This window comes from Paraburkholderia sp. GAS199 (assembly GCF_050436585.1).
Classification (GTDB): domain Bacteria; phylum Pseudomonadota; class Gammaproteobacteria; order Burkholderiales; family Burkholderiaceae; genus Paraburkholderia.
Genome location: NZ_JBNDMM010000001.1, coordinates 1013646 through 1026800, shown reverse-complemented (window position 1 = coordinate 1026800; position 13155 = coordinate 1013646). Strand labels below are relative to the sequence as shown.

Here is a 13155-nt window from a genome sequence, read left to right as displayed (position 1 = left end):
TGCTCCTTAAATTATGTATTCGAAACCGGTTTAGTAGAACCAGCTATAACGTGCGCCGATCTGGGTCACCGGCGTGCCGAGATGCGACACGCGCTGGTGCGAGAAATAGACTGCAGCGTGATCGCCGCCGAATATCGTGCCGGCGAGACCGAGGCTTACTTCCGGGCCCCAACCCTGATTCGAGTCGTGTTGCAGGCCCACGTCGAGGAACGGCCGCCACGCGCGCGTGTACTGGTCGATCAGGTCGTTGCCGAAGCCGAAGAAGAAGCCGTATTGCGAGTACGTTTGCGGCACGAAGGTCGCGGCGTTGACCGGCCCCACCGCGACCGGCACCAGCCGCGAAATCAGGGCGTCGGCGCTGCCGCTCGCACCGTAGTCGCCGTGCGCGCCGACCAGACGCAGCGTGTAGTCCGGATAGTTGGTGAAAATGCGGTAGCCAATTTCACCCGACGTCAGGACGCCGCTGCCCAGGTAGTTGCGCGCCTGGCTATAGAAGCGATCCGCTTCGACGCTGCCCGATGCGTACAGATGCTGCGTCAGGCGATACGTGAAGTTGCCGACCACGTTGTCTTTCATGCCGCCCACCAGCAGCGCCTGCGACTCCTGCGCGGTCTGGTTGCGGCCTGCCTTCAGCCCGACCGACAACGGCGAATTCCTGCCCCACTCGCCGCTCACCGACACGCTGTAGAAGCTGTCGAGTGCTTCGCGGCGGCCTGCCGTGACCTGGAAAGCCGTGTCGTAGGTTTGACGGCGCGCGAACACCTGCACCGAACGGTCCACGGAAGGCAGGTTGGTGAATTCCGTCGAATCCGTGGAATGCTGGAAGCGCTGCACGCCATTCACGCCGACCATATAAAGGTCTGCAACCTTGATGCTGCCGGACACCGTCTGCTCGATGTAGTCGAGCGGATGTTCGACCCAGCTCGTCACCGACGCGTCGAGCGATTGCGGCCAGGTCAGCGCGGTCTGCTGCAGACGGCCATGCATTTCCGAATCCTGCGGCGCGCCTTCTAGGCCGCGAAACGCGAGATCTTCCGCCGCGCCCGGCCGGTCCACCTGGACCGACGCGTCGATACGGTTATTGAGCGAGAGGCTCGCGTTCTTCTGATCGAGCAGGCGCTTCATCGCAGGCTTGTCGTTTTCGGCGAGCGCGATCGCGATCAGCTGGTCGGACGGCTGAGCCAGCACGTCGGCGTATTGACGCGCCAGCCAGCGCTTGGCCAGCGGATTCGCTTCGTGCGACATCGCCCAGGCAAGCGCGATGTCGCGAGCCACGGAAGACGTCAAGCGCGCCTGATCCGCCGAAGCTGCCGCGGCGTCCGGCTTATCGGCTTGCATGGGCGGCAGACCCGCCGTATCGCCGAGCAGCGTGCGACGCGTTTGAGCGTTGTCGTGACGGCCGCCGTCGGAGTCGAGCAGATCGATCAGGAATGCCTTCGACACGTCCGCGTTTTCGAAGATCGACGCGAGCGTGACGCGACGGCCGAGCGACTGCTCACGCGCTTCCTTACCCAGCGAAGCGCGCCGGCGCAGGATGATCTGGCCTTGCGCCGTGTCGGCGCGAACCTCGGCTTCTTCCTGCTGCATCTGACGCCAGACATTGCGGCGGATCGACCATGCGCGATCGGGATGCCCCGCCATTTCCAGGGCTTCCGCGTACGTCAGTTGCCACAGCGGATCACGCGACATGGCGGCCGACTGCAAGCGCAAATATTTCAGCGCGGCTTCCGGCCGGTTCAGGCGCATCAGCGCCGCGGCCAGCGGGTCCCACAGTGCCGCCGACTCAGCGGGCGCATCGCGCCACTCAGCCACGGCTTCGCGCAACTGCACATCGGTGCCGTAGTCCACCAGCGTCCAGAGCAGCGCGACGCGCAACTCGAGCGTCGCGCCGGGCATCGCCACCGCGCGCTGCAAGTCCTTCAGCGCGTCCAGCGGACGATCGATCTGGCGATAGTACTCGGCACGCACGCGCAGGAAGGACGGGTCGGCTTCGCCGGCCGCCAGTTCTTCAGGCGTCAGGCTCTTCAGCAAAGCGTCGACGCGATCGTATTGCTCGGCGTCGGTGTAATAGTGAATCGCGCTTTGCAGTGCACGCTGCGAGTGATCGCGACGGAACTGCAACTCGGACGTACGGGCCGCGTCGATCGGATACGCGTCGTAGAAGTACGTCATCGCGCTCAGGTCCTCAGGCGCCGCCTGGCCGCTGGCCAGCAGGTGCTTGTAGGCGTCGTTCGCAATGTCGTCACGCTGCAGCAGGCGCGCGAGCTGCGCGGCGTTGCGCCAGAACAGCACGTCGTCGTCCTTGGCGCCGCGGCGCGCGGCGAGCAGCGCGTCGAGCGCGCCCTTGTAGTCGCCGTGACGGTACAGAAGGCTCGCCGTGCGCAGCGCGTATTGCGTGTTCGACGGATAGAGCTGGCTCAGCTTGCGGTAGTAAGTCAGTGCTTCGTCGTCGTGACCGGAGCGCTCGGCGAGCTGACCGAGACGCAAGTCGATCGCTTCCGCCGGCGCATTGCGTTGGCGACCGCGCAGGAATGCCAGCGCGTCTTCAGGACGGCCGAGGCGTTCGTATGCCGCGACGACGGCGTCGACCAGCTTCAGGTCGCCCGGCGAAGCATTCGATGCCTGGATCAACGCGGCCAGATAGGCGTTGTCGTCGTTGAGCATCGGCGCGAGGCGCATCACGTTTTTCCAGCCTTCTGGGTCGTGTGTCGCTTGCGAGTAGGCGAGCCACATCTGCAAGGCGAGCGGCGACGCGTGATTCCATTCGGCAACCTGTGCGAGGCGCTTGGTCCAGACCGGCGAAGTCGGATTCTTGCTGACCTGCTCCGCTGCCACGCGTTGAGCGTTGGGCAGATCGCTCGATTCGAGGAACGACTGATAGAGGAGACCCGGCACGTCGCTGGAAGCGGCGGAGTTCGAAGCGGTCGCAGACGCGGCGATCGGCGCAGACGCGGCGTCTGACGCCGTTGCAGCGGGTGTCGCAGCAGCGGTGGACGCTGCGACGCGCACGACATGCACGTCGCGCGAACCATGGGTACTCGCGCGCACGGCAAAACCGGCCCGAACTTGCGGACCATCCATATAGGTGTACTGGCCCTGCGCGCCCTCTTCTTTTGCACGCTCGCGGATAAAGTCGACGAGCCGCAGCGCGCCGTCTTCTTCCGGCTGAGCCTGCGCGTAGCCGGCCAGCGCTTTCGCGTAACGGTCCACGAGGTCCGGACGATGCGCCGCGCGCGCCAGATTCAGCAGCACCACGAGCGTTTCGTGATCGTGCCTGAATTCGGCACCGTGCTGATCGGCGGCGGCGAGCGCTGCGTCGAGCTGATTGCCCGACTGCAACGCCTTGATGCCTTCGATAAAGCACTGGCGTCGCGCCTCGAAGGTCGCCGATGTGGCTTGCAGGCGGAACCAGCCGTCGGCCGCGCCGCGATAGTCGCCGCCATACATGGCGAAACGCACCACTTCGCGGTTCCAGCGCGTCTGCTGCGCCGGGTCCTGCACGGCGAGGCGCGCGTAAAGCCGGCCCGCGAGTTCCTGTGCGTTCACCGAGGCGGCCGCTTCGGCAAGCATCTGCAAGTCGGCATTCGACCACGACAGCGCCGCTGCATTCGTGAGTTGGGTGCGCAGATGCGCGAGAGCCGCATCACGGCCCGGATCGTTCGCGGGCAACGCGAAGGCTTCGCGGGTGTCGACCGTCAGACGCAACAATTGCGCGGCACGCCGCATCTGTTCACTGGGGATGGCTTCCATACGGGCAGCCATACGACGTGCGTCCTCATTACGGCCGAGGCGGACGTACTGCGTGCCGAGCACCGAGAGGATTTCCGTGTTGTCCGGCTGCACGCGCAGCCACGCTTCCAGATAGGCGATGCTGAGATCGCTGGGCGCGTTGGTCGACGTCATGCGGCTGCGCAGTCCGCCACGCGGATGCACGATATAAAGCGCGATCAGCACCACGCCGGCCAGCAGAAGGACCAGCCACGACGGCGCGATGCGAGGACGATTAACGGCCACAGGTGACCTCGACGGACTTGTAATTCAGATCGTGTCCGACTTCAGCCGAAGTATCGAAACGGAGGAAATCGCCGTCGCGACGCGTGGCGACCGGTTGCTTGTTGACACTGACCTTGCACTGCTGCGCGTTCGCCAGCTTGACGAACGGCTGATAGTGACCGGCGAACTCGAAACGCACACCCTGCGCCGTACGCTGGAAGTTGCGCACGAAACCGTTGGCTTCGCTGATATAGGGCGCCGTGTCCGTGGCTGCAGCGTTGCCGATCGCAAAGCGCGCGCTGCCGCCGTCGATATGGATATAGGTGCCGTCCGTACTGTTTGCGAAACCGGTCACGCCCGACGCATTGGCCAGCGACGGTTTGGTCGCCTGCGGCCAGTGCAGCTCGCGGACATCGCCGTTGCCGCGCACGATCCAGTCGTTCGCCTGCGGACCCACCTCTTTTGCCACGGCGAACGTGTGCCAGTCGAGCACCTTGCGGATGTACTCGCTCACGTAGACCGGCATGACGGGCTGCTTGAGCACCGTCGAAAAGATCTGGTCGAGCGCGCGCAGCGAGGCCACCTTGGTGCCGCTGTACATGTGGTAGTAAATGTCGATCGGCTTGAAGCGCAGCGGCTTGTCGGTCATCGAGAAAGTTTCGAGCACGCGCATGAAGCCATAGAACGGGCCTTGCCAGTCGTTCGTGTAGACGTTCTCGTCCTGATTCGGCGCATAGACCTGATAGGCGCCCGGCCCCTTGTCCACACCGATCGGTGCGATATTGGTCCAGCTATTGGCCGATTTCGTGATGACCGTATCGCCGCCGTTGAAGTTATAGACCCCGGCTTCGTACACCTTACGCACCACGAAACCCGGCGGACGGCAGTCGCCGGACCATTGCAGCAGCACGGTCTTCTTTCCGGGCGGCGCAAGGCGCGTGTTGATGTAGTCGATCGAACCGGTGATCTCGCGGTCGATGTTGAAGTGATAGCCCGGAATGTTTAGCGAGAACGCCGCGTCGCCGCCTCCACGATCCACCTGCGCGCCGGTCTTGCTGTCGACCTGCTCCCACTGGAACGGATGCGAGTACGTGTGCGTGCCGATCTCGACGTTCGGCAGCGCGAACATCTTGCGCGCGATCTCTTCGAGACGCGGCGAGATATCCGGATGCAGGCCCTTGGGACCGACTTCGCCTTCGATCACCGACAGCGTCATCGGCACCTGATAGCGGGTAAAGATCTGCTGATACAGCGCTTCGCCCGAATAATCGGGGCCGGGGAATTCGGCGCGCGAGGCGAAACCGTCGCCGTCCACGTGAGACATGAACAGACGCCGGCCGTTTTCAGTCGTGACGCTCGGCGACGGCATGTCCTGCAAATGCAGCGCCGCTTTCATGAACGCCATCGGCTGGATCGCCCAGCGTTCCTGCTCGATGCTGTCGAGCGACGCCACCGTGTACGGGCTGAGCGCGTAGCCGCCCCACGGTGTAAGCGCGACCTGGTCGAGCATTACGCCGTTGGCCGAAACACGCAGCAACGAGTGGCTGCGCGAACCCACGCGCACGCCCAGCAGATCGCGAGGTTCCGGCTTCGGGCTGATTTCGAAGCCGACCATCGGATCGCTGCCGACCACCGTGACCGGCGCGGCCAGCGCGCCGCCCACGGCTTGCAGATCGAGCGCCGCGCCTGCCGAACCGGCCGCGTCGAAGCCGAACGCACCGAGGAAGGCGACAGGCACGTGATCCGCCATGCGCGCCGTGACCCAACGTTGCCACGCTTCGGAATCCGGCACCGCGCCGCGCTGGATCCACGCGACGACACCCGCGTAACGGTCCGGCGTAATGGCGTCGGGCAGACGCGACGAGAAGTCGGCGTACTCGACGTCGTAACCCATGTAGTTGAGCGGCGTGGCGAGATCGCGCACACCGGCGCTCAGGTCAAGCGGATCTTTGGTGTCGCGATCCTGCACGATGAGAATCTTGCGCGGCAGCACTTCGATCTTGCCGATGCCGACGACGTCACGCGACTTGTTCGTTACATAAGGCAGCATGCCGGCCGACACGACGCGCGCGGCGGTGTCGCGCGCGCACTGCCGGTCGTTGCCCGCGCAATATTCGACGGACACCACCGGTACGCCGCTTTGCTGTGTGAAGGCGCGTGCGTCCGCGATACGTTGTGCTCGCAACGCCTCGGGGACTTCCACGAATTGGCCATTGCTGTCGATACCGCGCACCAGCGATTCGCCCGCAACCGCGTAGAGCGACTTCGCCACCGGCAGCGCGTTGCGCAGGACGTCGGGGCCGCCCGCTACGAGGCGTGCGTCCGGATGAGCTTCATGAATGCGGCTAGCCGCGGCCACCGCTGCGGGCGTGTCGAGCAGGAAGCCGCGATAGCCGCGCTTCCACAACGGCTCGATCTGGCTGGAGAGGAACGTCTCGGCCGACGCGGCGGACTCGGCGCCATTCGTGCGCGCGATCCACGTGGTGTGAGCCAGTGGATGCGCCGCCGGATCGAAACCGGTAGCGGGATCGACCACGACAGCGTCGAATGCCTGCAATTGGTCGACAGGCGGATTGGCCGCATAGAAGAAAGCGAGGTTGGGTGCAGACGTGGCGGAGTGAGCCGCGGACTGCGACGGCGCGGCTTCAGCCTTCGTGGCTGCCTGAGCGATGACCTGAGCGGATGCCTGAGTGGCGGCATGGGCCGCAAACGGCGCGATACAACCCGCGCCAAGGAGTACCGCCATTAAGGTACGCGTAAGAAATCGTTCGCCTGCACGCTCGACAACCCCGCAAGAGTCCCCGCCGGCGCATGCCCGGGTCCGCTTCTTCATCGCCAAAATCTTTTCCCCGTTCAGTCTGAACGCGAGCGGCGCTCTCCCCTACGGGAAGACAGTTTCCGCTTGCGGATTTTCTAGCCGGCCATCGGCATTATTTACATCGCGCCAAACTGCATTGCGGCGGATGTCATACCGACTTTTTGTTTGTTTACTGGTAAGGCCGTGGAAGATATCACATGCATTAAGTCGTCTCAAGCTTGCTTATGGCGTCGCAGCAATCCGGACCGTTAAATAGTGGTAAATGCATCCACTTGAATTCAAAGGCAAACGATTGCGCGGCTCGGCGGGCCTTACTGCGATGGCGAAATAGCCCAAAATCGCTTCGTCAAGCGATTCGTCAATGTGTTGGAAAATCGCCGCACGGCGTCCGGATCAGCCGTCCCACGATTAATTCCTCTGAACATTGATTTACTGAATATCTGCTTAGGCACACTCCCTACAGTCTCTTTCAAATATTTTTAACCTATGCCTAACACGGCTATCCGCCGCCTCGCACGCCCTGCCCGAGCGCGGGAAGCAATAAGTACCGAAATGCATGGACAGGAATTAATTTTCCGATATGCTGCACGGGCATTTGATTCAAACGCTGCGAATAAATAAATAGGCTCCCTAAAGAAAATTCTTGGGATGCCGTTAGCGCAGTTTGGGCAAACCCGGAGCGATCCGGCGACGCAAAACTACAGGGACTCCTTCGCGGGAGTTTGCCAGTTGCCCGCCGTATCCACGGCGGGCCAATCGACAGCGGTGACCACACCGCGTCAGGAGGCTACATGCAAGTCAATCGGGGAATGGGTGCAGTTGCGTTTGTGGCTTCGGAATCGGCGGAAGCCATCCGTCTTTTGGGCCGCACCGGTAGAAGTCTTAAACGGGCCGGGCTGATTGCAAGCCTGCTAGTCGTGGGATGCCTGAACGGCACAGCTTTCGCGGCGACCACGGCAACCACGCCAACCACAAGTCTCGTCGTACCGTCCTACTTCAATGCCACCAGCAGTGTCGCGAACTGGAACAGTCTCGTGACCTCGGCGCGCAAGGTGCCGACCACGGCCATCCTGAATCCCAACAGCGGCCCCGGCACCAAGGTAGATGCCAACTACGCGGCCGCGACAGCCGGGCTTCGCGCCGTCGGCGGCAAGGTCTTGGGTTATATCTCCACTTCGTACGGCCAGCGCTCGCTTTCCGCGGTCGTCACCGATATCAACGCCTACGTGGCGATGTATAAAGTGGATGGCTTCTTTATCGACGAGATGACGTCCGACAGCAAGATGTCGCACATCCAGTTCTACCAGTCGATCTACAACTACATCAAAGGACTGAACTCCGCCTACACGGTGACGGCCAATCCGGGCACGAACATCCCCGAACTCTACGCGAGCCTGCCGACGGCCGACCAGTTCGTCGTCTTCGAAAGTACCGCGAAGAGTTACGCGAAATACCAGCCGATGAGCTGGCAGGCAGCCTATCCGAAGAACCGCTTCGTGCACATGGTGTACGGCGCGACCGCCGACCAGTTGCCGGGTATCGTGCAATATTCGAAGGCGCATGGTGCGGGCGGCGTGTATGTCACGTCACTCGCCGGCGGCAATCCGTATAAGGCGCTGCCGCCCTACTGGAACGATGAGGTCACGGACGCCGCTGCGCGTTGATGGGCGGAGTCAGATCGACAGGATGTTCGCGGTGGCCGGTTACGCCGGCCCCGCACGCATCAACCCAATCCAGCCCGCATCCGGCGCTTCGTCGACGTGACGCAGCGTATCGAGCATCGCGTCGACCTGCGCCGCCGGCAACGCCGCGCAATTCGAACGGAACTTGCCGAGGAAGTGCGCTTCGCTCATCGGCCGGTCGAGGCTGCCGTACACATCGTCGATACGGCCTTCCCATACCACCGTTTCACCGCACAGCACCTTCAGGCCACCGTCGATATGCAACGGAAAGCGCGCATCGAACGACGCGTCCGGCACGAACGCGACTTTGCGCGCGAGGGCGCGCGTGGCGTCGTCGCATACGTAGTGCTCGCGAAAGTCGGATAGCCACAGATTGCCGTCGGCCGCTTTGGTCAACGCTCGCGCGATGCAGTATGGCGCACTCATCAGAGCCTGAAACGCATCGGCGGGCGCAGTCTTGGTGTCGACGGGTTCGAACAACGTGACAAAACGCGCGGTGGCGGACGCTTCAATACGCGTCACATCTGACAGCAACGGCAGGACGGTGTCTCGCGCCCGCCCCGTCAATTCGACCAGCGGATGAATGATGTATTCGAGCGGATAATGCTTGAACGACATTTCCTCGCAGATCCACGTGTCGTCGGAATTGCGGCGCAACGCCTCGGGCCGGAAGCGATTGCCGGTGAACGCCTCGAAAAATCCCTGCGGCGTTTCGAGCACCGAGCGTGGGCCCGTGAAACCTTCGCGGGCGAGCAACGCGGCGTTCAAGCCGGATTGCGCGGCCCAGCCTGCCTGAGTGCGCTTGGTCGAATTGTCGCCGCGCGACACCGACGCGAGACCGGCCGCGTAGCTACCCGCAATCGCGATAGCCTGCGCAGTTTGCCCCACGGAAAGGCCGAACACTTTCGCCACCGCGACCGCCGCAGCCAGCGTCCCTAGAATCGCGGTGGGGAAAAACGAGCGATTGCGGATCGACGTACCGCCCCATTCGGTCGAGCACGCCGCCCAGCCGATGCGCCCGCCGACTTCATCGCCGGCGATGACGGCTTCGAGAAAGGTCGCACCACTCGCGCGTTCCATCTCGCACGCGGCAAGAGCGGCCGGTATCACGATGGTCGAGAAATGCGACAGCGACGGCAGATGAACATCATCGAAGTCATAGCCATGGCCGAGCGTGGCGTTGATCATCGCCGCAGCCGACGGACTCACGCGCTCGCTGCGGCCGAGCACGCTACACGTGCCGCCGCCGTAAGCCGCGCCGGTCGCGCGCAACGCTGCGTCGGCAAATGGTTCGGCCGCGGCGGCGATGGCGCAACCCACCGTGTCGATTACCGTGTCGAGCAATGCGCTGCGCGTCGACGCGCCCATGTCGGCCAGCCGCACGCCGACAGCCATGCGGGCCAGTTCCTCGTGATAGGCCGCCTCGCTCATGCCGACGCCGTGGTGCGAGCGGGCGCGGAATCGAGGAATGCCGTGGCCGCAAAGTTCGGATAGACCTCGGCCACTTCGCGGCGAACGAAACCGCGTAGCACGTCGAGTTCGTCGGCAGTGGGTGCGGGCGTGGTCGGCACGTCGGCCGGGCAGTCGAACTCGAAGCCGGTTTCATCCAGTACATCCTGCCGTGTATGGCCGGGATGCACGCTTTCCAGCGTAAAGCGGGCGCGTTCGCGATCGAAGCTCATCAGACACATGCCGGTGACGAGCGCGATCGGTCCGCCCAGCCGGTGCACGTTAGGCGGCGAGACGCCCGGCGCGCTAATGAAATCCACTTTCGGCACCAGCACGCGGCGCGAATGTTCCTGGCGGAACAGGATAGTTCGACGGCCGGTGTAGTACTGCAAGCCCGAGCCGAACGACCCCGCCAGTCGCACGCGCGATTGCGGATAACCGTCGACGCCGACCAGGTTGATATTGCCCTGTCCGTCGATCTGCCCGCCGCCGAAGAACTGCACGTCGAGTTGGCCGCGCGCCGCGAAATCGTACTGCTCGCGAATCCCGCCGGTGAAAAGCTTGTTGTACTTGAAGCTGCCGAGAATCGAGAGCGTCATTTCGGCGTTCCGACGCGCATAGACCGCGAGCGCGGCGGCGGCCGGAATCGGCGATGTGTTGCCAACACCGATACTCTCGGCATCGGCGGCAATCCGGGCAATTACAGTGGCGAGCAGTTCCTGCAAGGTGTAGTCGGTAGTCATCGTCGCGATCCTCACGGGGCGGTGTGCGTGCGTTCGAACACGAACTCGTCGAGATACTCGGCAAAGCCTTCATCGGTTCGCGCGAGTTGCGCGTAGCGCGACAGATGCTCGGCGTCGAAACCGTATTCCTTGCCGAACGCAACCGGCCATGCGCCCTTGTCGACATGCACGCTTGCCGTGACATAGAGCTGCGACACCGTCGACGGCGCCATATGCACGTCGTCGAGCAGGTCGCCTTCGTAGAAATGCTCGAAGGTCGCCAGCACCGTTTTCGCGCTCTGCGCCATCGCCATCACTTCGAAGGCCTTGCCGACCCACACGTTGCCGTAGCGGTCGCCCCAGAGTCCGTGGAATAGCACCACGTCCGGCACGAGCGCGGGCAACAGCACAATGGGATCGTCGTGGCCGGCGTACGGGTTGCGGATGACTTGCCACTCCGGCCGGTACTTGAGAATGTCCGAGCCGATCAGTCCGCGCATCGGCATGAAAGGCAGGCCTTTTTGCGCCGCCGCGATCGAGGAATGAAACGCGGGGCACGTGGTGTCGCGAATCTCCAGCTTGCCCGCGGTGACGGCCGCACGAAAACGCGGCGCGAGGCCGAAGTCGCCGAGAATCACGCCGGGCATCTCCAGATAGCTCAAGCATCCCGCGCCGATCAACAGGTCGGCCACGTAGCCGCTCGGTGGTCCGCCAATCAGCCTGAGGTTGCGCGCGCCCTTGCGCACCAGCGCGCGTGCCGCTTCGGCGGGCGAGCCACCGTAGTCGGCCGGCACGACGAGCGTCGCGCCGTCGTCGATCATGCCGACGAGATCGGCGACGTTGTCGAGCACCACCGGTTTGCGATACGTATTCATCTCTGCCTCCATCAGCGCGGTTCGATGACCAGCAACTTGGTCTTGAGGTTCGACGCGGCGAGCGAACCCGGCGCGACGATCTGCACCTGCGTACGGATCTTCAGCGCGCCGTGCACGCGTGTTTCGATACTCTCCGCGAGTGCGGGCCACTGCGATTCGGCCACCTCGTGACCCGCTTCGACGCGCAACCGGACCGGCGGCGCCACACGCGGCGGCGCAGCGTCGAGCACGACCTGCATCGGCCCGGCCACCTGCGGCGAAAACGTTTCGACCACTTCCTTCACGGCGGTCGGATAGACCTTCACGCCCTGCACGTTCATCAGGTCGTCGGCGCGTCCGACAAAATTGAAGCGGGAACCGAACTGCCCGCAATGCGGACACTCGCCGACCGACAAGCGCAGAATGTCGCCCGTCGCATAGCGCAGCGCGGGCGCGGCTTCATAGTCGAGCGCCGTATGTACGGCCTCGCCCACCATGCCGTCCACGAGCGGTAGCGGCTTGCGTGTTTCGGGGTCGACCAGGTCGTAGCGAAAGCAGGTGTCCTCGGCCAGATAGTGCAGACCATTATGTTCGGGGCCGCCGCAGTCGGCGGCCGCATTGGTCCACGCGCCGCAGGTCATGTCGATCACTCGCGCGCCGGTGCCGTCCTGAATGCGCTTGCGGTAAGCGGGAATCGCAAGCCCCGGCTCGCCGCCGCAGATCACTACTTCGATGCCGCACTCGTTGAGCGGGCGCTTGAGTTGCTCGGGCGCGCGGTCGATCAGATGCGAAATCATCGACGGCGTGCCGAACACGACGCGCGGCTTCACCAGATCGATATATTGCAGCGCCTTGGTCACGCCGGCCTCGGCACCGAGCGGAATAGGCCGCGCGCCATAGGCTTCGCTCGCCTGGATCATCGTCGTGCCGGCCACCCAGATGCTCAGACCGAACAGTTGCAGGATGGAGTCGCCGCGCCGCACGCCCGCCATTTTCAGCAGACGGCCTATCGTCAGATACGTGTTGTCGAGGTCTTTCTTCGTGAACAGATAGAAAGTGGGCAGGCCCGTCGTGCCGGATGTGCCCGCGACATGCACCACGCTCTCGATCGGCGCGCACAGATGCATACCGAAGGGATGCCCGTAACGTTCACGCGACTGATCCTGCGACTCGCGGTGCCAGGCCTTGGTGAGAAACGCGGGCAGCGCGCGAAACGCGTCGATCGTATCGATCGCGCGTGGATCGTCGATACCGGCTTCGCGCATTTTTGCGCCGTAGTACTCGTTGCGAAAACAGTACTCGAGTTGCGGACCCAGCTTACGGATGCGCAACTCGTTCAACGCCTCCATGTAAGCGATCGGGTCACGGCTGCGAGTGGCGTCGATCAGGGCTGTGTCCGGCGTACTTTCCATCAGCATGAAACGTCTCCTTTTTTCGCACGCTGGACGCCCGGCACATCGCGTTCCATGAAGCCGGTGTTTCGCGCATGTCCTATAAATTAGGAATTAAGTCCTTATATTTATCAATATTAGGCCGCGTGGCGAATCGCGTCAACAGCGACCGTGCGCCAACGTTTAGTTCGGCTTGCGAAGCATCTGAGGGTATTCCCGCGGACCTGTCCTGCATGCTTGACGCAT

The 13155-nt window shown here is 63.4% G+C and carries 7 protein-coding genes and 1 riboswitch; of the genes, 1 reads left to right on the top strand and 6 read right to left on the bottom strand.

The features are described from left to right. Positions 1–30: 30 nt before the first annotated feature. Positions 31–4014: a tetratricopeptide repeat protein gene (locus P3T18_RS04455; protein ID WP_429298693.1), complete on the bottom strand. Its 3984-nt coding sequence runs from the start codon at positions 4012–4014 to the stop codon at positions 31–33. Continuing rightward, on the bottom strand, positions 4004–6739 hold the full coding sequence (locus P3T18_RS04450; RefSeq protein ID WP_429298692.1) for a sugar ABC transporter: 2736 nt from the start codon (positions 6737–6739) through the stop codon (positions 4004–4006). The genes P3T18_RS04455 and P3T18_RS04450 overlap by 11 nt, the downstream gene beginning before the upstream one ends. 729 nt (positions 6740–7468) lie before the next feature. After that, positions 7469–7548: riboswitch (cyclic di-GMP riboswitch) on the top strand. A 54-nt stretch (positions 7549–7602) separates the two neighbouring features. Between P3T18_RS04450 and P3T18_RS04445 the strand changes: the two genes are divergently transcribed. After that, positions 7603–8475 carry a spherulation-specific family 4 protein gene (locus P3T18_RS04445; protein ID WP_429298691.1) on the top strand — a complete coding sequence of 291 codons (873 nt, stop codon included), beginning with the start codon at positions 7603–7605 and terminating at the stop codon, positions 8473–8475. 39 nt (positions 8476–8514) lie between these two features. On the opposite strand, the gene P3T18_RS04440 is transcribed toward P3T18_RS04445, so the two are convergent. The 4 genes from P3T18_RS04440 to P3T18_RS04425 are packed head-to-tail and all read right to left on the bottom strand — an operon-like array spanning position 8515 to position 12936. Beyond that, positions 8515–9924 (bottom strand): MmgE/PrpD family protein, encoded by a 1410-nt coding sequence (locus tag P3T18_RS04440; RefSeq protein ID WP_429298690.1) that lies wholly within the window; start codon positions 9922–9924, stop codon positions 8515–8517. After that, entirely contained in the window at positions 9921–10685 is a 765-nt protein-coding gene (locus P3T18_RS04435; protein WP_429298689.1) for a CoA-transferase, read from the bottom strand. The genes P3T18_RS04440 and P3T18_RS04435 overlap by 4 nt, the downstream gene beginning before the upstream one ends. Before the next feature lie 11 nt (positions 10686–10696). Further along, complete coding sequence (locus tag P3T18_RS04430) at positions 10697–11539, bottom strand: CoA transferase subunit A (protein WP_429298688.1); 843 nt, start codon at positions 11537–11539, stop codon at positions 10697–10699. Between the two features lie 11 nt (positions 11540–11550). Beyond that, complete coding sequence (locus P3T18_RS04425; RefSeq protein WP_429298687.1) at positions 11551–12936, bottom strand: phenylacetate--CoA ligase family protein; 1386 nt, start codon at positions 12934–12936, stop codon at positions 11551–11553. Between the last annotated feature and the right edge of the window lie 219 nt (positions 12937–13155).

Coding starts and splice junctions, on each gene's coding strand:
- P3T18_RS04430 (WP_429298688.1), bottom strand. CDS start 11,539: ATGAATACGTATCGCAAACCGGTGGTGCTCGACAACGTCGCCGATCTC.
- P3T18_RS04445 (WP_429298691.1), top strand. CDS start 7,603: ATGCAAGTCAATCGGGGAATGGGTGCAGTTGCGTTTGTGGCTTCGGAA.
- P3T18_RS04435 (WP_429298689.1), bottom strand. CDS start 10,685: ATGACTACCGACTACACCTTGCAGGAACTGCTCGCCACTGTAATTGCC.
- P3T18_RS04425 (WP_429298687.1), bottom strand. CDS start 12,936: ATGCTGATGGAAAGTACGCCGGACACAGCCCTGATCGACGCCACTCGC.
- P3T18_RS04450 (WP_429298692.1), bottom strand. CDS start 6,739: ATGGCGGTACTCCTTGGCGCGGGTTGTATCGCGCCGTTTGCGGCCCAT.
- P3T18_RS04440 (WP_429298690.1), bottom strand. CDS start 9,924: ATGAGCGAGGCGGCCTATCACGAGGAACTGGCCCGCATGGCTGTCGGC.